At 60.7% G+C, this 21,111-nt stretch carries 17 protein-coding genes and 1 riboswitch; of the genes, 13 read left to right on the top strand and 4 right to left on the bottom strand.

The window, feature by feature from the left end:
* Positions 1-19 precede the first annotated feature (19 nt).
* Positions 20-112: riboswitch (TPP riboswitch) on the top strand.
* A gap of 44 nt (positions 113-156) precedes the next feature.
* From thiB to thiQ, 3 genes are read left to right on the top strand one after another with little or no spacing between them, the layout of a single operon-like run.
* Positions 157-1,143 (top strand): thiamine ABC transporter substrate binding subunit, encoded by a 987-nt coding sequence (gene thiB, locus B3229_RS13670; RefSeq protein WP_286871505.1) that lies wholly within the window; start codon positions 157-159, stop codon positions 1,141-1,143.
* A complete protein-coding gene (gene thiP / locus B3229_RS13665) occupies positions 1,119-2,729 on the top strand; it encodes a thiamine/thiamine pyrophosphate ABC transporter permease ThiP (RefSeq protein ID WP_286871503.1) in 1,611 nt (536 codons plus the stop codon). Before thiB ends, thiP begins: the two co-directional genes overlap by 25 nt.
* On the top strand, positions 2,713-3,435 hold the full coding sequence (gene thiQ, locus B3229_RS13660) for a thiamine ABC transporter ATP-binding protein ThiQ (RefSeq protein WP_286871501.1): 723 nt from the start codon (positions 2,713-2,715) through the stop codon (positions 3,433-3,435). Before thiP ends, thiQ begins: the two co-directional genes overlap by 17 nt.
* Here the strand turns inward: thiQ and B3229_RS13655 are convergent.
* The gene (locus tag B3229_RS13655; RefSeq protein WP_033793467.1) at positions 3,412-4,176 is read right to left on the bottom strand and encodes a DedA family protein; all 765 of its coding nucleotides are present in this window, start codon (positions 4,174-4,176) and stop codon (positions 3,412-3,414) included. The genes thiQ and B3229_RS13655 overlap by 24 nt on opposite strands.
* A gap of 154 nt (positions 4,177-4,330) precedes the next feature.
* Between B3229_RS13655 and polB the strand changes: the two genes are divergently transcribed.
* The 3 genes from polB (at position 4,331) to rluA (ending at position 10,708) form a co-directional block, all read left to right on the top strand.
* The gene (gene polB, locus B3229_RS13650; RefSeq protein WP_286871499.1) at positions 4,331-6,691 is read left to right on the top strand and encodes a DNA polymerase II; all 2,361 of its coding nucleotides are present in this window, start codon (positions 4,331-4,333) and stop codon (positions 6,689-6,691) included.
* Between the two features lie 156 nt (positions 6,692-6,847).
* The gene (gene rapA / locus B3229_RS13645) at positions 6,848-9,754 is read left to right on the top strand and encodes an RNA polymerase-associated protein RapA (protein WP_286871498.1); all 2,907 of its coding nucleotides are present in this window, start codon (positions 6,848-6,850) and stop codon (positions 9,752-9,754) included.
* A gap of 300 nt (positions 9,755-10,054) precedes the next feature.
* Positions 10,055-10,708, top strand: a complete 654-nt coding sequence (gene rluA, locus B3229_RS13640) for a bifunctional tRNA pseudouridine(32) synthase/23S rRNA pseudouridine(746) synthase RluA (protein WP_033749457.1) — start codon at positions 10,055-10,057, stop codon at positions 10,706-10,708.
* Positions 10,709-10,721: 13 nt separating this feature from the next.
* Here the strand turns inward: rluA and djlA are convergent, their stop codons facing one another.
* Entirely contained in the window at positions 10,722-11,522 is an 801-nt protein-coding gene (djlA, locus tag B3229_RS13635) for a co-chaperone DjlA (protein ID WP_286871495.1), read from the bottom strand.
* A 182-nt stretch (positions 11,523-11,704) separates the two neighbouring features.
* On the opposite strand from djlA, the gene lptD reads away from it, so the two are divergent.
* The 6 genes from lptD to apaH are packed head-to-tail and all read left to right on the top strand — an operon-like array spanning position 11,705 to position 18,527.
* Positions 11,705-14,083: an LPS assembly protein LptD gene (lptD, locus tag B3229_RS13630; protein ID WP_286871493.1), complete on the top strand. Its 2,379-nt coding sequence runs from the start codon at positions 11,705-11,707 to the stop codon at positions 14,081-14,083.
* Positions 14,084-14,138: 55 nt separating this feature from the next.
* Positions 14,139-15,434 (top strand): peptidylprolyl isomerase SurA, encoded by a 1,296-nt coding sequence (gene surA / locus B3229_RS13625; RefSeq protein WP_048782327.1) that lies wholly within the window; start codon positions 14,139-14,141, stop codon positions 15,432-15,434.
* On the top strand, positions 15,424-16,419 hold the full coding sequence (pdxA, locus tag B3229_RS13620) for a 4-hydroxythreonine-4-phosphate dehydrogenase PdxA (RefSeq protein ID WP_286871491.1): 996 nt from the start codon (positions 15,424-15,426) through the stop codon (positions 16,417-16,419). Before surA ends, pdxA begins: the two co-directional genes overlap by 11 nt.
* Positions 16,412-17,233 (top strand): 16S rRNA (adenine(1518)-N(6)/adenine(1519)-N(6))-dimethyltransferase RsmA, encoded by an 822-nt coding sequence (rsmA, locus tag B3229_RS13615; protein ID WP_033749450.1) that lies wholly within the window; start codon positions 16,412-16,414, stop codon positions 17,231-17,233. The genes pdxA and rsmA overlap by 8 nt, the downstream gene beginning before the upstream one ends.
* Before the next feature lie 3 nt (positions 17,234-17,236).
* Positions 17,237-17,614 (top strand): Co2+/Mg2+ efflux protein ApaG, encoded by a 378-nt coding sequence (apaG, locus tag B3229_RS13610; protein WP_033749449.1) that lies wholly within the window; start codon positions 17,237-17,239, stop codon positions 17,612-17,614.
* A gap of 58 nt (positions 17,615-17,672) precedes the next feature.
* Positions 17,673-18,527, top strand: a complete 855-nt coding sequence (gene apaH, locus B3229_RS13605) for a bis(5'-nucleosyl)-tetraphosphatase (symmetrical) ApaH (RefSeq protein WP_048782330.1) — start codon at positions 17,673-17,675, stop codon at positions 18,525-18,527.
* 220 nt (positions 18,528-18,747) lie between these two features.
* Here the strand turns inward: apaH and folA are convergent, their stop codons facing one another.
* Positions 18,748-19,227 carry a type 3 dihydrofolate reductase gene (folA, locus tag B3229_RS13600; protein ID WP_033749447.1) on the bottom strand — a complete coding sequence of 160 codons (480 nt, stop codon included), beginning with the start codon at positions 19,225-19,227 and terminating at the stop codon, positions 18,748-18,750.
* A gap of 263 nt (positions 19,228-19,490) precedes the next feature.
* Here folA and B3229_RS13595 point away from each other — a divergent pair, with 263 nt between their 5' ends.
* Positions 19,491-19,868: a DUF805 domain-containing protein gene (locus B3229_RS13595; protein ID WP_286871486.1), complete on the top strand. Its 378-nt coding sequence runs from the start codon at positions 19,491-19,493 to the stop codon at positions 19,866-19,868.
* Positions 19,869-19,907: 39 nt separating this feature from the next.
* On the opposite strand, the gene B3229_RS13590 is transcribed toward B3229_RS13595, so the two are convergent.
* On the bottom strand, positions 19,908-21,047 hold the full coding sequence (locus tag B3229_RS13590) for a porin (RefSeq protein WP_286871484.1): 1,140 nt from the start codon (positions 21,045-21,047) through the stop codon (positions 19,908-19,910).
* Positions 21,048-21,111: the final 64 nt, after the last annotated feature.

Raw genomic sequence — 21,111 nt, 5'->3', positions numbered from 1 at the left:
GCGAAATGTCTAGAATGAGCCGTTCTCAACGGGGTGCCTGCGAAAGGCTGAGAAAAACCCGTCGAACCTGATTCGGTTAATACCGACGTAGGGATTTGAGAGGCTGCTACGCTCAGATCCTTTGCGACTCATAACAACTCTCCCCTGGAGCGCAAAGTGGTTAAACAGATTCTCCCTCTGCTGATGTTGCTGTCCGTGCCGGCGCTGGCGGCAAAACCTGCCCTGACCGTCTACACCTACGACTCCTTCTCCGCCGAATGGGGCCCCGGCCCGGCGGTGAAAAAAGCCTTTGAAGCGCAGTGCGGCTGCGAACTGCGCTATGTGGCGCTGGAAGATGGCGTCTCGCTGCTGAACCGCGTGCGTATGGAAGGCAAGAACAGCAAGGCCGACGTGGTGCTCGGCCTCGACAATAATCTGCTGCAGGCGGCGCAGCAGACCGGCCTGTTCGCCAAAAGCGAGGTCGATTTTCATAGCCTGACGCTGCCGGGCGGCTGGCAGGATCAAACCTTCGTGCCCTTCGACTACGGCTACTTCGCCTTCGTTTATGACAAAACGCGCCTTAAAAACCCGCCGACCAGCCTGAAAGAGCTGGTGGAAAGCCCGGAAAAATGGCGCGTGATCTATGAAGATCCGCGCACCAGCACGCCGGGTCTGGGCCTGCTGCTCTGGATGCAGAAAGTCTACGGCGACAGCGCGCCGCAGGCCTGGCAGAAGCTGGCGCAGAAAACCGTTACCGTGACCAAGGGCTGGAGCGAAGCCTACGGCCTGTTCCTGAAAGGCGAAGGCGATCTGGTGCTGAGCTATACCACCTCGCCCGCCTATCACCTGATCGAAGAGAAAAAAGAGAACTACGCCGCCGCGCCGTTTGCAGAAGGCCACTATTTGCAGGTTGAGGTCGCCGCGCAGCTCGCTGGCAGCAAGCAGCCGAAGCTGGCGCAGCAGTTTATGCAGTTTATGCTGACGCCCGCCTTCCAGAACGCCATCCCGACCGGCAACTGGATGTATCCGGTCATTAAAAGCGAGCTGCCGGCGGGTTTCCAGACGCTGAGCGTGCCGCAAACCGCGCTGCAGTATAGTCCGCAGCAAGTGGCGCAGCAGCGCGCAGAGTGGATTAACGCATGGCAACGCGCCGTCAGCCGCTAATCCCGCTGTGGATGGTGCCGGGCAGCGCCGCCGCGCTGCTGCTGTGCGGCGTGGCGCTGCTGGCGTTCGGCGCGCTCTGGGCCAGCGCGCCGGCAGGCGACTGGCGTGGGCTGCTGCATGACAGCTATCTGCGCCACGTGGTGCGCTTCTCGTTCACCCAGGCGTTGCTCTCCGCCCTGCTGTCGCTGCTGCCCGCGATCCCGCTGGCGCGCGCCCTCTACCGCAGGCGTTTTCCCGGCCGTCAGCTGCTGCTGCGCCTTTGCGCCATGACGCTGGTGCTGCCGGTGCTGGTGGCGGTATTCGGCCTGCTGACGGTCTATGGCCGCGTCGGCTGGCTGGCGCAGCTCTGCCAGCTGTTCGGCATCGACTACCGCTTCTCGCCCTATGGGCTGCAGGGCATTCTGCTGGCGCACTGCTTTTTCAACCTGCCGCTGGCGACGCGCCTGATGCTGCAGACGCTGGAGAATATTCCAGGCGAACAGCGCCAGCTCGCCGCCCAGCTCGGACTGCGCGGCTGGCACTTATTTCGCCTGCTGGAGTGGCCCTGGCTGCGCCGTCAGCTGCTGCCGACCGGGGCGCTGATTTTTATGCTCTGTTTCGCCAGCTTCGCGACCGTGCTCTCGCTGGGCGGCGGCCCGCAGGCCACTACCATCGAGCTGGCGATCTTTCAGGCGCTGAGCTACGACTACGATCCCGGCCGCGCCGCGCTGCTGGCGCTGATCCAGCTCGCCTTCTGCCTGACGCTGGTGCTGCTGAGCCAGCGCTTCAGCAAGGCGATTCCGGCAGGCAGCGCGCAGCTGCGCGGCTGGCGCGATCCGCACGATTCCCGGCGCGCGCGCATCGGCGACGCCCTGCTTATCGCGCTGGCGCTGCTGTTGCTGCTGCCGCCGCTGCTGGCGGTGATCGTTGACGGGCTGCGCGGCGTCTCGGGCGGCGCGCTGGCGCAGCCGGCGCTGTGGCAGGCGACGCTGACCTCGCTGCGTATCGCCCTCGGCGCGGGCGTGCTCTGCGTCACGCTTACCATGATGCTGCTGTGGAGCAGCCGCGAGCTGCGCCTGCGTCAGCGCCTGCTGCCTGCGCAGGTAGTGGAGACCAGCGGCATGCTGATTCTGGCGATGCCGGGCATCGTGCTGGCGACCGGCTTCTTTTTACTCTTCAACGCCACCACCGGCCTGCCCGACTCGCCCGACGGACTGGTGATCTTCGCCAACGCGCTGCTCGCCATTCCCTATGCGCTAAAGGTGCTGGAAAACCCGATGCGCGACAGCGCCGAGCGCTATTCGCACCTGTGCGCGTCGCTGGGGATCGCTGGCTGGAACCGGCTGCGGCTCATTGAGCTGCGCGCGCTGAAGCGCCCGCTGGCGCAGGCGCTCGCCTTCGCCTGCGTGCTCTCTGTCGGCGACTTCGGCGTGGTGGCGCTGTTCGGCAGCGCAGACTTCCGTACTCTGCCCTTTTACCTCTATCAGCAGACCGGCGCCTATCGCGGCGCGGACGGCGCGGTTACCGCCCTGCTGCTGTTAGCGATCTGTCTGCTGCTGTTTACCCTGATGGAAAAATTACCTGGCCGCCATGCTGACACTGACTAATCTGACCTACCTCTACCAGCATCTGCCGATGCGTTTCAGCTTCAGCGCCGAACGCGGCGAGCGGCTGGCGGTGCTCGGCCCCAGCGGCGCGGGCAAAAGTACGCTGCTTAGCCTGATCGCCGGCTTTTTGCCGGTGAGTCAGGGCGCGCTGCGCATCGACGGCGCGGATCACGCCCATAGCGTGCCGTCGCAGCGTCCGGTGTCGATGCTGTTTCAGGAGAACAATCTGTTTCCGCACCTCAGCGTGCAGCAGAACATGGCGCTGGGTCTGCATCCGGGCCTGAAGCTGAACGCCGCGCAGCGGCGGCAGCTGGAGGAAATTGCCGATCAGGTGGGATTAAGCGACCTGCTGACGCGCCTGCCGGGCCAGCTCTCCGGCGGCCAGCGGCAGCGCGCGGCGCTGGCGCGCTGTCTGCTGCGCGACCGACCGGTGCTGCTGCTGGACGAGCCCTTCTCGGCGCTCGATCCGGCGCTGCGCAACGAGATGCTGCAGCTGGTGCGGCGCGTCTGCGAGGCGCGAGCGATTACCCTGTTGATGGTGTCGCACAGCCTGGAGGATGCGCAGCAGATTGCGCCGCGCAGCCTGGTGATCGTCGATGGCCGCGTCTACTGGGACGGCGCCACCGAGACGCTGCTGTCGGGCGTCACGCGCGAGGCCGACGTGCTCGGCATCGCACGCGCGTCAGGCAAAGAACACCTGCCATAAAAGCTGGCGGAACAGCGGCATCATCGGATGGAACTGGATCGCCACGAAGGCGGCGACCGCGATAGCGATACCCAGCGGCGCCAGCCAGCGCAGGCGCGCAGGCGGCAGATACGCCGTCGCCCAGTCGCGGCTTTTGCCGCTGCGCCACCAGCGCCAGCCGAGCCAGCAGCCGAGCCAGACCAGCAGCGCCACCAGCAGTAGCAGCCATTTAAACGCGCCGCTCTGCGCGTCCTTCGGCACGTCGATCGCCACGCCCGCCAGAATGCCCGGCAGCAAATAGAGCGGCGGCCACAGCACGCAGCCAATCAGGTTCGGCGGCAGAAACTTGCGCACCGGCAGCTCGAGCATGCCGGCCGCCAGCGGGATCAGCGGACGCGTCGGCCCGACGAACCGTCCGACCAGAATGGTGAACATGCTGTGCTGATGCAGCGCGTGCTCGGTTTTATCCAGCAGCCCTTTGTATTTCTGCAAATATTTCCAGCGGTGCAGCGGCCCCTGAAACTTCCAGCCGATGCCGTATGAGATCCAGTCGCCCAGCAGACAACCCACAAAGCCCGCCGCCCAGGCGGGATAAAGCCCAATCTGTCCGCTGCCAACCAGCGCGCCCAGGCTGGCCATCATCACGGTGCCCGGCAGCAGCAGGCCAACAAAGGCCAGCGATTCAAGAAAGGTCACCAGCGCAACGGCGATCAGCGCGTACTCCAGCGACTGCGTAAACAGATGTTGAATCCAGGCTTCCATAACCTTCCTTACTCACACTTTGGATGCTGGATTGTCCAGAGGCGGCACGACAGCGTCAAGGTAAGAATTGTAGGGCGATGTTGACAAAAGCGCGCCGCGCGCACTGGATAAATAACCATGATATACTCTGGCTGTTTTTTCGTCTGGAGCCGATGTGAATACGCCCCGCGCAGGATTCCTGCTTACCCGCCACTGGCGCGACAGCGCCCAGGGCACCGAAATCATTTTCTGGCTGGCGACGGACAGCGGCCCGCAGCGTCTGACGCTGCCGGCGCAGGAGTCGGTAGCCTTTATTCCGTGCGACTATCAGCCGCAGGTGGAAGCGCTGCTGCGCGACGAGCGTCAGGTGCGCCTGCAGCCGCTGGCGCTGAAGGATTTTCGCCGCCGCCCGGTCTTCGGTCTTTACTGTCGTCAGCATCGCCAGCTGCAGCGGCTGGAAAAGCTGCTGCGCGAACAGGGTATTCCGGTGTTTGAAGCGGATATCCGCCCGCCGGAGCGCTTCCTGATGGAGCGCTTTATCACCGCGCCGGTATGGTTCAGCGGCGAGCCGCAGGGCGACGCGCTGGTCAACGCTCGCCTGAAGCCCCATCCCGACTATCGTCCGCCGCTAAAGTGGGTGTCGCTGGATATCGAAACCACCCAGCATGGCGAGCTCTACTGCATCGGTCTGGAGGGCTGCGGCCAGCGGCAGGTCTTTATGCTGGGGCCGCCCAACGGCGACGCCAGCGCGCTCGACTTCGATCTGATCTATTTCGACACCCGCCCACAGCTGCTGGAAGCGCTCAATGCCTGGTTCGCCGAGCACGATCCCGACGTGCTGATCGGCTGGAACGTAGTGCAATTCGACCTGCGCGTGCTGCAAAAACATGCCGACCGCTACGCCATTCCGCTGCGTCTTGGGCGTGAGAGTACGCCGCTGGAGTGGCGCGAGCACGGCTTCAAGCCCGGCGTCTTTTCCGCCAGCGCGGCTGGCCGTCTGATTATCGACGGTATCGAAGCGTTGAAATCCGCCTTCTGGACCTTTCCCTCCTTTAGCCTGGAGGCGGTGTCGCAAACTCTGCTGGGCGAAGGCAAAGCGATCGATAACCCCTGGCACCGCATGGAAGAGATCAACTGGCGCTTCGCCAACGATAAGCCGGCGCTGGCGCGTTACAACCTCAAAGACTGCGAGCTGGTGACGCGTATTTTCCATAAAACCGCGATCATGCCGTTTCTGCTGGAGCGCGCCTCGGTTAACGGCCTGGCGGCGGATCGCCACGGCGGATCGGTGGCCGCCTTCAGCCATCTCTATATTCCGCGTATGCACCGCGCAGGCTTCGTCGCGCCCAATCTCGGCGAGGTCGCGCCGGAAGCGAGCCCCGGCGGCTACGTGATGGATTCCCGTCCCGGCCTCTACGATTCGGTGCTGGTGCTCGATTATAAAAGCCTTTATCCGTCGATTATCCGCACCTTCCTGATCGATCCGGTCGGGCTGGTCGAAGGTCTGGCCCATCCCGATGACGCCGATTCGGTGCCCGGCTTCCGCGAAGCGCGCTTTTCGCGCCATACCCACTGCCTGCCCGCCATGGTCGAGCAGATCTGGCAGGGGCGCGAGGCGGCGAAAAAACAGGGCAATCAGCCGCTGTCGCAGGCGTTGAAAATCATTATGAACGCCTTTTACGGCGTGCTCGGCACCAGCGCCTGCCGCTTCTTCGATCCGCGCCTCGCCTCCTCGATTACGCTGCGCGGCCACGCCATTATGCAGCAGACGCGCGAGCAGATAGAGGCTCTGGGCTTTGATGTGATTTACGGCGATACCGATTCGACCTTCGTCTGGCTGAAGTCGCCGCACGGCGAAGCGGAAGCGGCCGCCATCGGCCGCAGGCTGGCGGAGCAGATCAACGCATGGTGGCGCGAACATCTGCAGCAGCAGTACGGCCTCGACAGCGCGCTGGAGCTGGAGTATGAAAACCACTTCAGCCGCTTTCTGATGCCGACCATTCGCGGCGCCGAACAGGGCAGCAAAAAGCGTTACGCCGGGCTGATCCGCGACGGCGCAAACGAGCGGCTGGTGTTCAAAGGACTGGAGTCGGTGCGCACCGACTGGACGCCGCTGGCGCAGCAGTTTCAGCAGGCGCTCTACGGTCATATTTTTCGCGGCGAGCCCTGGCAGGATTACGTGCGCGACACCGTGGCGCGGCTGCTGGCGGGCGAGCTGGACGACCTGCTGGTCTATAAAAAACGGCTGCGCCGCCCGCTGGCCGACTATGAGCGCAACGTGCCGCCGCACGTGCGCGCCGCGCGGCTGGCGGATGAGCAGAACCGCAAGCTGAACCGTCCGCTGCAGTATCAAAACGGCGGCTCGATCCGCTACGTGATGGCCACCGCAGGACCTGAGCCGCTGGAGGCGCGCGTCACGCCGCTGGATTACGATCACTACGTCAGCAAGCAGCTGCAGCCGGTGGCCGACGGCATTTTGCCTTTCGTCGACGGCGACTTTGCTACACTGATTACTGGGCAGCTGGGGCTTTTTTGACAGGTGACGAACGGCCTGCCTTCCAGTACCATAGCGCCCTTCCTGCATCTCACCGCTCTTAAAACCTGACCAGACCTCCCTTTGTCTGGGGAAAAGGTATTGCCTGTGGCGGGGAAACATCACCAAAAACACCTTAAAAATTCGAGCTAGAAAAATATGGTTTTTACATTAGGTCAGCGCTGGATTAGTGATACGGAAAGTGAACTGGGGCTCGGAACGGTCGTGGCGGCGGACGCCCGCATGGTTACGCTGCTGTTTCCGGCCACGGGCGAAAACCGCCTGTATGCCCGTAACGACTCTCCGGTGACTCGCGTTATCTTTAATCCGGGCGATACGGTGACCAGCCACGAAGGCTGGCAGATGCGCGTCGATGAAGTACGCAACGAAAATGACCTGATGACCTATATCGGCACGCGTCTCGATACGGATGAAAGCGAGGTGGTGCTGCGTGAAGTGATGCTCGACAGCAAGCTGGTGTTCAGCAAACCGCAGGATCGCCTGTTCGCTGGCCAGCTCGATCGTATGGATCGCTTCGCCCTGCGCTATCGCGCCCGCAAATATCAGAGCGCGCAGTATCGTCTGCCGGTAAGCGGTCTGCGCGGCATGCGCACCAACCTGATCCCGCACCAGCTGCATATCGCCCACGACGTGGGCCGCCGCCATGCGCCGCGCGTGCTGCTGGCGGACGAAGTGGGCCTCGGCAAAACCATCGAAGCCGGCATGATTATCCAGCAGCAGCTGCTGGCCGGGCGCGCCGAGCGCGTGCTGATCATCGTGCCGGAAACTCTGCAGCATCAGTGGCTGGTCGAGATGCTGCGCCGCTTCAACCTCCACTTCTCGCTGTTCGACGACGACCGCTACGCCGAAGCGCAGCACGACAGCGACAACGCTTTCGAGACCGAACAGCTGATTATTTGCTCGCTCGATTTCGTGCGCCGCAACAAGCAGCGCCTTGAGCTGCTGGCGGAGGCGGAGTGGGATCTGATGGTGGTCGACGAAGCGCACCATCTTGCCTGGAGCGAAGGCGAGCCGAGCCGCGAATATGCGGTTATCGAACGGCTGGCGGAGCAGATCCCCGGCGTGCTGCTGCTGACCGCGACGCCGGAACAGCTGGGAATGGAAAGTCACTTCGCCCGTCTGCGTCTGCTCGATCCCAATCGCTTCCACGACTTCGAGCAGTTTGTCGAAGAGCAGCAGCACTTCCGTCCGGTCGCCGACGCGGTCTCCTCGCTGCTGGCCGACAAAGCGATCTCGCAGGAAGAGATGAACATCATCAACGATCTGGTGGGCGAGCAGGATATCGAGCCGCTGCTGCAGGTCGCTAACAGCGAACGCGACGGTAAACTCGACGCGCGCAAAGAGCTGATCGCCATGCTGATGGATCGCCACGGCACCAGCCGCGTGCTGTTCCGCAACACGCGTAACGGCGTGAAGGGCTTCCCGAAACGCGAACTGCATCAGATCCGCCTGCCGCTGCCGGCGCAGTATCAGACCGCCATTAAGGTCTCCGGCATTATGGGCGCGCGTAAAAGCGCGGAAGAGCGCGCGCGCGACCTGCTCTATCCCGAGCAAATTTATCAGGAGTTCGAAGGCGACAGCGGCACCTGGTGGAACTTCGATCCGCGCGTCGAGTGGCTGCTTGGCTACCTGACCAGCAACCGCAAAGAGAAAGTGCTGGTGATCTGCGCCAAGGCGGCCACCGCGCTGCAGCTGGAGCAGGTGCTGCGCGAGCGCGAAGGCATCCGCGCGGCGGTATTCCACGAAGGGCTATCGATTATCGAACGCGACCGCGCCGCCGCCTGGTTCGCCTCGGAAGAGAACGGCGCGCAGGTGCTGCTCTGCTCCGAAATCGGTTCCGAAGGGCGCAACTTCCAGTTCGCCAGCCGTCTGGTGATGTTCGACCTGCCGTTTAACCCGGATCTGCTGGAGCAGCGTATCGGCCGTCTCGATCGTATCGGCCAGGCGCACGATATTCAGATCATGGTGCCCTGGCTGGAGAAAACCGCTCAGGCGGTGCTGCTGCGCTGGTATCATGAAGGGCTCGACGCCTTCGAGCACACCTGCCCGACCGGCCGCACCATTTACGACAGCGTGCATCAGCCGCTAATCGACTTCCTCGCCGCGCCGGAAAACAGCGAAGGCCTGGATGAATTTATCGCCGAGTGCCGCAAGCAGCACGAGTCGCTGAAGTCGCAGCTGGAACAGGGCCGCGATCGCCTGCTGGAGCTCAACTCCAACGGCGGCGAGTCGGCGCAGGCGCTGGCGGCGGAGATCGCCGCGCAGGACAACGACACCGAGCTGGTGAACTTCGCGCTGAACCTGTTCGATATCGTCGGCATTAATCAGGAGGATCGTAGCGATAACCTGATCGTGCTGACGCCATCCGACCATATGCTGGTGCCCGATTTCCCCGGCCTGCCGGAAGATGGCTGCACCATCACCTTTAACCGTGACCAGGCGCTGTCGCGCGAAGATACCCAGTTCATCACCTGGGAGCATCCGCTGATCCGCAACGGCCTGGATCTGATCCTCTCCGGCGACACCGGCAGCTGCGCGCTGTCGCTGCTGAAAAACAAGGCGCTGCCGGTCGGCACGCTGCTGGTGGAGATGATCTACGTGGTCGAAGCGCAGGCGCCTAAGCATCTGCAGCTGACGCGCTTCCTGCCGCCGACGCCGATCCGCATGCTGCTGGATCGCAACGGCACCAACCTGGCGGGCAAGGTGGAGTTTGAAAGTTTCAACCGCCAGCTTAACGCGGTGAATCGCCATACCGGCAGCAAGCTGGTCAACGCGGTACAGCAGGATGTGCACGCGATTCTGGTGCAGGCGGAAGAGAAAGTAGTGCCGGAAGCGCAGGCGCTGATCGCTGCCGCGCGCGCCGAAGCAGATGAGAAGCTGGGCGCCGAGCTGTCGCGTCTTGAGGCGCTGAAAGCGGTCAACCCGAACATCCGTGAAGATGAGATCGAGGCGCTGGAGAGCAATCGTCAGCAGGTGCTGGAAAGCCTGAGCCAGGCCAACTGGCGTCTCGACGCGCTGCGTCTGATCGTGGTGACGCACCAGTAATCTTTTGGGGCCATTAGGCCCTTTAGACTGCAACAAACTCGAAATGCGGGTGACATAGACCGAAGAGCAAAGCATCCCGCGTCAGGGACAAAAACGCCGGGAGCGTTTTTGAACAACGCGACGCGTTGGCCCGGTAACGGGCGCACCTCAGGAATGAGGTGCGTAATTGCGCGGGCCGAGCTGGCAGGGATGCCGCCTTTTGCGTCTTTGCGATCGGGCCCTCTCACCTGCGTTGGCACCGAGTGAATAAACGCTGGGGTCATCCGGCTCCTTTTCTTTGATCAATAAGCAGAATACATCATGGAACCCTACAATCCGCCGCGCGAGCCCTGGCTGCATATCCTCTATCAGGATGCGCACATTATGGTGGTCAATAAGCCGAGCGGGCTGCTGTCGGTGCCTGGCCGTCTGGAAGAGCACAAAGACAGCGTAATGACGCGCATTCAGCGCGACTATCCGCAGGCGGAATCGGTGCATCGCCTCGATATGGCCACCAGCGGCGTGCTGGCGGTCGCCTTAACCAAGGCGGCGGAGCGCGAGCTGAAGCGCCAGTTTCGCGAGCGCGAACCGTCAAAAAGCTACGTGGCGCGCGTCTGGGGCCATCCGGCAGCGGAAAAAGGGGTCATCGATCTGCCGCTGATCTGCGACTGGCCGAACCGGCCGAAACAGAAAGTCTGCTTCGAAACCGGCAAAGCGGCGCAGACCGAGTATGAAGTGCTGGCCTATCTGGACGACAACAGCGCGCGCGTGGCGCTGAAGCCGATCACCGGCCGCTCGCACCAGCTGCGCGTGCACATGCTGGCGCTGGGCCATCCTATCCTGGGCGACGGCTTTTACGCTCATCCCGACGCGAAAGCCCGCGCGCCGCGCCTGCTGCTGCATGCCGAATCGCTGACCATCACGCATCCGGCGTTCGGCAACAGCATGACTTTCCGCCAGCCCGCCGATTTTTAAGCGGGCCAGCGCGCTACTTAAAGCCTTTCTCGCGGCGAATCAGATCGTAAGCCGCCTGAATCTCCTGCGCCTTCTGCTTAGCCATCTCCATCATCTCCGGCGGCAAGCCTTTCGCCACCAGCTTATCGGGATGATGCTCGCTCATCAGCTTACGGTAGGCGCGCTTGATGGTAGTGGCGTCGTCGCTGCTTTTCACCCCCAGCACGCTGCAGGCATCCTCCAGCGTCGGCCCGCGCTGCGCCTGCTGATAGCCGCCTTGCCCGCCGCCAAACTGCTGGCCGCCCTCCATCATGCGCAGGAACTGGTCGAACTGAATACGCGAGATGCCGAGCTCTTCGGCGATCACATAAAGCACCTGACGCTCGTTCGGATGCAGCGAGCCGTCGGCAAAGGCGGCCTGAATCTGAATTTCCAGAAACATCCGAATCAGATCGAAGCGGCCGAAACAGGCGCTGCGCAGCTCGCGCAGCTTGCTGCGCAGCGGATAGTCGCCCTGCTTACCTTCACGGAAGGCGCGCTGCGCTGCGGTGCGCGCATCGCCGTGCAGCTGCATGCGATCCATTAATAAAGAAGCGATTTGAATATCGGCTTCGGTGACGCGCCCTTTCGATTTGGTAAGGTGGCCCATCACCTGAAAAGTAGTCAGAAAAAACAGCGTCTGGCGAGTTTGGTTATTCGCGAACCAGGCCTGTCCTTTTGCGCCGCGAACCTTATCGATCAGATGGCCAATCGCCAGGCCGAACACAATGCCCCAAAAACCGGCGCCGGAAAGCAGCCCCAGCACCAGCCCAATAACTTTTCCCCAGTAGCGCATAAACTCCTCAATTCGCCATGCTTGCGGCTGAAAATTGCATTATCATACCTGTCATTTATCCCAGCGCCTAACGGCAACGCGGACAGACACGGATTAACACTGGCACAACGCCGGGCAGTACGTTAGTCTCTGAGCCGATTGTCGGCATGATGCCAGTTTTCATGGAATTCTCGATACCGCGTATGAATAAACGACTACCTACCCTGCTGGCCACCATGATTGGCGCAGCGATATCCAGTCAGTCTGCTCTGGCCGACGATCTTATGTCGCAGTGTATGCTGGGCGTGCCGAGCTATAACCGCCCGCTGGTCACTGGCCAGACAAACCAGCTGCCGGTCACGATTCATTCCGACGCGGCGAAGGGAAACTATCCGGACGACGCGGTATTCACCGGCAACGTGGATGTACAGCAGGGCAACAGCCGCCTGCAGTCGGATGAGATGCAGCTGCATCAGCGCCAGCAGGAAGGACAAACCACGCCGGTTCGCACCGTCGACGCGTTGGGTAATGTGCGCTATGACGACAATCAGGTCATCCTGAAAGGTCCGAAAGCCTGGTCTAATCTGAATACCAAAGACACTAACGTCTGGAACGGCAACTACCAGATGGTGGGTCGTCAGGGACGCGGCGACGCCGATCTGATGAAGCAGCGCGCCGATAACCGCTACACCATTCTGGAAAACGGCAGTTTCACCTCCTGTCTGCCCGGCTACAACAGCTGGAGCGTCGTGGGCTCGCAGGTTATCCAGGATCGCGAAGAAGAGGTGGCGGAGATCTGGAATGCCCGCTTTAAGCTGGGCGCGGTGCCGATCTTCTACAGCCCCTATCTGCAGCTGCCGATCGGCGATCGCCGCCGCTCCGGCTTCCTGATCCCGAACGCGAAATATGGCAGCAGCAAAGGCTTCGAGTTTGTCCTGCCCTACTACTGGAACATCGCGCCGCAGGCGGACGCCACCATTACGCCGCACTACATGTCGAAGCGCGGCATGCAGCTGGAAAACGAATTCCGCTACCTGACGCAGTTCGGCGCCGGTCTGATGGAGTTCGACTATCTGCCGTCGGACAACCAGTACGATAAAGACAAAGCGGCGCGTAATATCGCGGAAGACAAGAGCAACGACCGCTGGCTCTTCTACTGGCGCCACGCCGGGGTCTACGATCAGCACTGGCGCTTCAACGCCGATTACACCAAAGTCAGCGATCCTTACTACTTTAACGATCTCGACTCGAAATATTACAACTCCACCGACGGCTATGCGACGCAGAAGTTCAGCTTCGGCTACGCCGACACCAACTGGGACGCCACGCTCTCCAGCCGCGACTTCCAGGTCTTCGGCGAGACCAATAACACCAACGTCTATCGCGCGCAGCCGCAGCTCGATCTGAATTTCTACCAGAACGACATGGGTCCGTTTGACGGCCGCATTTACGCGCAGGCAGTGAAGTTCACCAACGTCAACAATGATTATCCTGAAGCAACCCGCCTGCACGTCGAGCCGACGCTTAACCTGCCGCTCTCCAACGGCTGGGCGAGTCTGGATACCGAGGCGAAGTTCCTTGCGACGCACTACCAGCAGGATTCGCTGGATTACTACAACGCCAACCTGGCGGATGCAGCCAATAGCCAGAGCGGCCAGCTGAAAAGCACGGTGAACCGCACCATGCCGCAGTTCAAGGTCGACGGCCGTCTGGTATTCGACCGCGATATGGACTGGGCGGAAGGTTATACCCAGACGCTCGAGCCGCGCGTGCAGTATCTCTATATTCCATACCGCAACCAGAGCGATATCTATCCGTACGACTCGACGCTGCTGCAGACCGACTATACCGGCCTGTTCCGCGACCGCACCTATAGCGGCCTGGATCGCATCGCCTCCGCCAACGAGGTATCGACCGGCGTCACCACGCGTATTTATGATCAGGATCTGGTTGAACGTTTTAACGTTTCCGTGGGTCAAATCTACTCGTTTACCCCTGCGCGTACCGGCGTAAACCAGACCAACAAAGAAGATGACACCGGCAGCCTGATTTGGGCCGGCGACACCTACTGGAAAGTCAGCGATCGCTGGGGCGTGCGCGGCGGCTTGCAGTATGACACCCGTCTCGACAATGTCGCGCAGGGCAATACCGTGCTGGAGTATCGTCGCGACGCCGACCGTGTTCTGCAGCTGAGCTATCGCTACAGCAGCCCGGAATATGTGGCCAGCGCGCTGAACAACTCCGACCTGGTGAACAACCCGATCTATAAAAAGGGAATTTCACAGGTAGGCGGTACCGCCAGCTGGCCGATTGCGGACGCCTGGTCAGTGGTAGGCGCGTACTACTACGATACGCGCAACCAGAAACCAGCTTCGCAGCTGGTTGGACTACAGTACAGCTCCTGCTGCTACGCGATCCGCGTCGGTTACGAACGCAAGATCAACGGTTGGGAAAACAACGACAGTAAGTATGACAACCAAATCTCATTCAACATTGAGCTGCGTGGTTTGAGCTCCGGTTATGGCTTAGGCACCGACCAGATGCTGCGTCAGGGCATTATCCCTTACCAGCGCGCTTTCTGATGTTGCGATGTTTGACTGGTAATTCCCGCACTGCGGAAACAACTATGGAAAAAGTATGAAGAACTGGAGAATGCTGATTCTGGGTGTGGCGGTAGCCGCCAACACCGCGTTCGCAGCACCACAAGTGGTTGATAAAGTCGCTGCCGTTGTGAATAACGGCGTCGTTCTGGAGAGTGACGTAGACAATATGCTGCGCACCGTAAAGGCGCAGGCGCAACAGGCCGGACAGCAGCTGCCGGACGACAAGACGTTGCGTCACCAGATCCTTGAACGTCAGATCATGGACAACATCATCCTGCAGATGGGCGAAAAAGCGGGCCTGCAGATCAGCGATCAGCAACTCGACCAGGCGATCGGCAACATCGCCGCGCAGAACCATATGAGCCTCGATCAGCTGCGCAGCCGCCTGGCCTACGACGGCGTTAACTACAGCGACTACCGCGGCCAGATCCGCAAAGAGATGCTGATTGCCGAAGTTCGCAACAATGAAGTGCGTCGTCGCGTCACTATCCTGCCGCAGGAAGTCGATACGCTGGCAACGCAGGTCGGCGCGCAAAACGCTCAGGGCACCGAGCTGAACGTCAGCCAGATTCTGCTGCCGCTGCCGGAAAACCCGACGCAGCAGCAGGTCGACGATCAGGAAGCGCTGGCTAAGCAGCTGGTCGGCGAACTGAAAGGCGGCGCGGATTTCGGCAAGCTGGCCGTAACCTACTCTGCCGATCCGCAGGCGCTGAAAGGCGGCAACATGGGCTGGGGCAAAATTGAAGAGCTGCCGACCCTGTTCGCGCAGGCGCTCTCTTCTGCCAAAAAAGGCGATATCGTCGGCCCAATCCGCTCCGGCGTCGGCTTCCATATCCTGAAGGTCAACGATCTGCGCGGCGAGAGCAAAAACATCTCCGTCACCGAAGTGCACGCGCGCCATATCCTGATTAAACCGTCGCCGATCCTGACCGACGAGCAGGCGCGCGCGAAGCTGGAACAGATCGCCGCCGATATCCGCAGCGGTAAAACCAGCTTCGCGGCGGCAGCCAAACAGTTCTCTGACGATCCGGGCTCCGCTAACCAGGGCGGCGATCTGGGCTGGTCCTCGCCGGAAGCCTACGATCCGGCATTCCGCGACGCCCTGCTGCAGCTGAAGAAAGGCCAGACCAGCCAGCCGGTTCACTCCTCTTTCGGCTGGCACCTGATCCAGCTGCTTGATACCCGTCAGGTCGATAAGACCGATGCGGCTCAGAAAGAGCGCGCCTATCGCCTGCTGTTCAACCGCAAGTTTGCCGAAGAAGCGCAGACCTGGATGCAGGAACAGCGCGCCAGCGCCTACGTGAAAATTCTGGACGGCAATGCCCAGTAATTATCGCGTCGTCATCACGCCCGGCGAACCCGCCGGGATTGGTCCCGATCTCGCCATTCAGCTGGCTCAGCAAAACTGGCCGGTTGAACTGGTGGTCTGCGCGTCGCCGCAGCTGCTGCATGCGCGTGCCGCGCAGCTCGGCTTGCCGCTGACGCTGCGCGACTATCAGCCCGGCCTCGCGGCGCAGCCGCAGCAGGCCGGCTCGCTGACCATCCTGCCGATAGACACCACCGCGCAGCCGGTTACGCCGGGCGAACTTCAGCCGGCCAACAGCGCCTATGTGCTGGCGACCCTGGCGCGCGCCTGCGACGGCTGCCTCAACGGCGAATTCGCCGCGCTGATCACCGGCCCGGTGCATAAAGGCGTGATTAACGATGCCGGCATTCCTTTTACCGGCCATACCGAATTCTTCGCCGATCGCGCCGGCGGTCATCGCGTCGTGATGATGCTGGCGACTGAAGAGCTACGCGTCGCGCTGGCGACCACGCATCTGCCGCTGAAAGATGTTTCTGCGGCGATTACCCATGCCAGCCTGCGCGAAGTCATTACCATCCTGCATCGCGATCTGCAGCAGAAGTTCGCCATCCCTCAGCCGCATATCTTTGTCTGCGGGCTTAATCCCCATGCGGGTGAGAGCGGCCATATGGGGCGCGAAGAGATCGATACGATTATTCCGGCGCTCGACTCGCTGCGCGAACAGGGCATTCAGCTTACCGGGCCGCTGCCGGCCGACACCCTTTTCCAGCCGAAATATCTGCAGCACGCTGATGCGGTGCTGGCGATGTATCACGATCAGGGTTTGCCGGTGCTAAAATTTCAGGGGTTTGGCCGCGCGGTGAATATCACCCTCGGCCTGCCCTTTATCCGTACCTCTGTCGACCACGGCACCGCGCTGGAACTGGCCGGACTGGGCCAGGCGGAGCCGGGCAGCTTTATTACGGCGCTTAACCTCGCCATCACTATGATCAAGAGCAGTAATGAATAATCGCGTCCATCAGGGGCACTACGCCCGTAAACGTTTCGGGCAGAACTTCCTGAACGATCAGTACATTATCGATAGCATTGTCTCCGCCATTCATCCGCAGCGCAGCGAAGCGCTGGTGGAGATCGGCCCTGGCCTCGGCGCGCTGACCGAACCGGTTGGCGAGCGTCTCGACGCCTTAACGGTGGTCGAGCTGGACCGCGATCTGGCTGCGCGTCTGCAGACCCATCCGTTCCTCGGTCCGAAGCTGACGATCTATCAGCAGGATGCGATGACCTTCGATTTCGCCGCGCTGGCGAAAGAGAAAGGCCAGCCGCTGCGCGTCTTTGGCAACCTGCCTTACAATATTTCGACCCCGCTGATGTTTCACCTTTTCAGCTATACTGGTTCGATTAAAGATATGCACTTCATGCTGCAGAAAGAGGTGGTTAACCGCCTCGTCGCCGGGCCAGGCAGCAAAGCCTACGGCCGCCTCAGCGTGATGGCCCAATATTATTGTCAGGTTATCCCGGTGCTTGAAGTGCCGCCGCACTCTTTTACGCCGCCGCCTAAGGTGGATTCGGCAGTGGTGCGCCTGGTGCCGTTTACGGAGCCGCCGCATCCGGTCAGCGATATTCGCGTACTGAGCCGCATCACCACCGAAGCCTTCGGCAAGCGCCGCAAAACCCTGCGCAACAGCCTCGGCTATCTGTTCGCCGCCGGCGCGCTGGATGAGCTGGGCATCGATGCAGGACTACGCGCAGAAAACGTGTCGGTGGCGCAATACTGTCAGTTAGCCAACTGGCTGGCGACCCACAACGTTGAACCGCTGGAGTAACGCATGAGTGAATCGGCCCGGATGTCTGTTCAGGTACAAAGTCTCTATATCGCTTCTCAATCCTCGCCGGAAGAGGAGCGCTTCGTCTTTGCCTATACCATTACCATCCGCAATCTGGGTCGAAACGCCGTGCAGCTGCTGGGCCGCTACTGGCTCATCACTAACGGCAACGGGCGCGAAACCGAAGTTCAGGGCGAAGGCGTGGTTGGCGAGCAGCCCGTGATTGCGCCCGGCAGCGAATTTCAGTATACCAGCGGCGCTGTTATCGAAACGCCGATGGGCACCATGCAGGGACACTATGTGATGCAGGATGAAGAGGGGGAAACCTTTCACATCGACATCCCGGTGTTTCGCCTCGCCGTAGAAACCCATATACACTGATCTTTTCACCCTTCGCCCGGCTCTGCCGGGCGCGGTTTTTTATTGCGGATAATTCTCTATGAGCACATATCTGATTGGCGACGTTCACGGTTGTTACGATGAGCTGCGCGCTCTGCTGGAGCAGGTCGACTTTTCGCCTGAGCAGGATACGCTGTGGCTGACCGGCGATCTGGTCGCGCGCGGCCCGGGTTCGCTTGAGGTATTGCGCTACGTAAAATCGCTCGGCGAGAGCGTCCGTATGGTGCTGGGCAATCACGATTTACATCTGCTGGCGGTATTCGCCGGCATCAGCCGCAACAAACCCAAGGATCGCCTGACGCCGCTGCTCGAAGCGGAGGACGCCGACGAGCTGCTTAACTGGCTGCGCCGTCAGCCGCTGTTGCAGGTCGATGAAGAGAAGAAGCTGGTGATGGCGCACGCTGGCATCACGCCGCAGTGGGATTTAGAGACGGCGCAGGCCTGCGCGCGCGAACTGGAGGCGGTGCTCTCCAGCGACAGCTATCCGCTTTTTCTGGACGCTATGTACGGCGATATGCCGAATAACTGGACGCCGGAGCTGAGCGGCCTGGCGCGCCTGCGCTTTTCCGCCAACGCCCTGACGCGCATGCGCTTCTGCTTCCCTAACGGCCAGCTCGATATGATCTGCAAAGAGGCGCCTGACTCCGCGCCGCCGCCGCTCAGGCCCTGGTTCACCATTCCCGGCAAGCTGCCTGACGATTACACTCAGGTGTTCGGCCACTGGGCCTCGCTGGAGGGCAAAGGCACGCCGCGCGGCGTGATTGGCCTGGATACCGGCTGCTGCTGGGGCGGCGTGCTGACGCTGCTGCACTGGGAAAGTCAGCGCTACTATACGCAGCCTTCCAGCCGTCAGTCGTCGGCAACCGACAGCGTCCCGCCGCAGCAGTCCGCCTGAGAGAGGCGCAAAAGAAAACGCCTTGTCGGTGGACAAGGCGTGAAACAGTGCCGACGCGGTAGACCGGGCTCGATCGCAAAGTCGCTCAAGGCATCCATGCTCGCTCGGCCCGCGGCATCCATGGCGCGGGACGCTTTGCTCTCCGATCCCTGTCTACCACTTGCAAACGTTTTAATCATTTGCCAAATGCCCTTCAACAAGGCGTTTTGCTGATTAACGCTTAGCGGCGATCGAGGATTTCGAAGCAGTAGCTGTGGGAGTTCTGCTCGTCGGCGTCATGAAACTCGCTAAAGGTTGATTGCCATTCGTCCGGTTCGTAATCCGGGAACTGCGTGTCCCCTTCTACCTCGGCGTCGATATGGGTGAGATAGAGACGATCGGCGCGCTTCAGCATCTGCTCGTAGATCCGCCCGCCGCCAATCACCATTATCTCCGGCACGTCGCCGGCCGCTTTAATCGCCTCGTCCAGCGAGGTCACCCAGGTCACCCCTTCCGTCGCGCCAGGCTGGCTGCTGACGACGATATTAAGGCGTCCCGGCAGCGGACGACCGATGGATTCAAAGGTCAGACGACCCATAATCACCGGCTTGTTCAGGGTGTTACGTTTAAACCACGCCAAATCTGCAGGCAGATTCCACGGCATGGCACCTTCCATACCAATGACGCGATCTGCTGCTAATGCCGCGATCAGACTAATCATGTTAAGAGACTCACAGATAAAAAATTCGCGCCATCATACGTAAAGGCGAAACTTTCGTCGATAGCGGGAAGAGTGTAATTACGTAAAGGGCTTTTGCCACCGCATTTTTCTTACTCAGCAGAGTTTTACACCGCTTTTTTCCTGTGCAGCGCCCTAAGCCGCCAGATAAAATAGGTTACCTGGCACAAGGGCGGGAATAGCGCGTTTCAGCTTGACCTGACGGGAACGGCTGCTCTGATTTGATTAAAAAAGGGACCAATAAAGTGAACCACTATCTGACGGTTTTAAAAATGTATGCGGTCGTCAACGGTCGCTGTCGTCGCAAAACGTTCTGGCTGTTTTTATTATTCAGCACGCTGATTTCGCTGGCCTGCAGCGCAGTCGATGAACTGCTCGGACTGAAGATTTTTTCTGATCAGGGGCTGCTTTCGCTCATCTACTCTGTTGCCGTGCTGATCCCCTCTGTCGCCGTCGGCGTACGCCGCCTGCACGATCTCGATCGCTCCGGCTGGTGGCTGCTGATTATGTTGATTCCGCTGCTGGGCACGCTGCTGCTGCTGATTTACTTCTGCCTGCGCGGCACGGTCGGTCCCAACCGATTTGGCCCCGATCCGCTGGATGAAGCCGCGATCGGCCCCTAAAAAAACGGCTCCCGAGGGAGCCGTTTTATGTTTTGACGATTAGAAATCGTAGCGCAGACGCACCAGGTTCATATCGCCCAGGTTGTCGGTGCTGGAGGTAAAGACGTGTTCGTAGTCGACGCGGAAACCATAGTCGAGGAACAGCGTGACGCCCACGCCGTTGTCGATGCGCTGGTAGTTGCGGCCGTTAACATACTCCAGGCGATCGCCCATCACGTAAGGCTGCACCGCTTTCAGACCGTACTGCTTAACCGGGATCTTGTAGCCGGCGAAGTATTCCAGGCCCCACGCGTCATCGGCAAAGTAGTCGTTGACGTTGCTGCGCTTGGTCAGCAGGAAGTTTTGATACCAGCCGCCGCCCGCAGAGAGCGTCCAGTTGCCCGGCTTCCAGCTTAATGCGGTGCCGTAGATGTTCTGGTTGTAGTCGCCGCTGTCGCTATTGCCCGGGTTACGCATCTCCGCGCGGGTGTAGTTCCACGCCGTGCCCCAGGTCAGGTCGTCGGTAATATGGTAATCCACGCCCAGCGAACCGCCGCCTTTGCGCTTGTAGCGCAGGCCGTTGCCCGGCAGGTATTCGTTGTCGCTGAACAGATAAGAGGCGTAGAGATCGACCGCGCCGAAGCTGTTTTTATACTTCAGCTGCTTGCGCGAACGGTAAGAGCCGTCGTAATCGCCGTTGATGCCGTTGCCCGGCGCCTGGCCTTTCATGTCGTAATCCCAGATATCGGTCTTCGCGCCGACAACGTCATAGAAAACGCTGTTCTGCTGGCCGAAATAGATCTCGCCCCAGGTTTTGCTTTTCAGGCCGGTATAGAGCTGGCGACGCGTGGTATCGTTGGCGCCATCTTTATAATGGTTATCCCAGTCGAATACCGCAGGAATATTAACGCCCACCTCGTAGTAGCTGGCCCAGCTAATATCGTCGAACAGATAGTAGTCAGCGGCGAAACGGAAGCGGGTGCCGCCGTCAAAGCCATTACGCTTGTAGGATTTATCATTGACGCCGGTCTGGTGTTCGAACTGCGGACGGATACTGCCGCCCACGGTGAAGTTCAGTCGGCTCAGCGGATCGCCCGCCTGCGGATCTTGTTTAAGCAGAGTAATTTCAGCCTGGCTGGCAAAGGGCGCAGCCGCCATTAACGCAGCAATAGCGCTCAGTGTGAAAGCACGCATTTTCATTTTTTTATAAATCCCTGATTGGCCTGGAAGAATAGGCGGCGAAATATTACGTTGAGCAGACAGA

The sequence above is a fragment of the Pantoea sp. UBA5035 genome (assembly GCF_002415245.1).
Classification (GTDB): Bacteria; Pseudomonadota; Gammaproteobacteria; order Enterobacterales; family Enterobacteriaceae; genus Pantoea; species Pantoea septica.
This window is presented reverse-complemented; position numbering and strand designations above follow the sequence as displayed.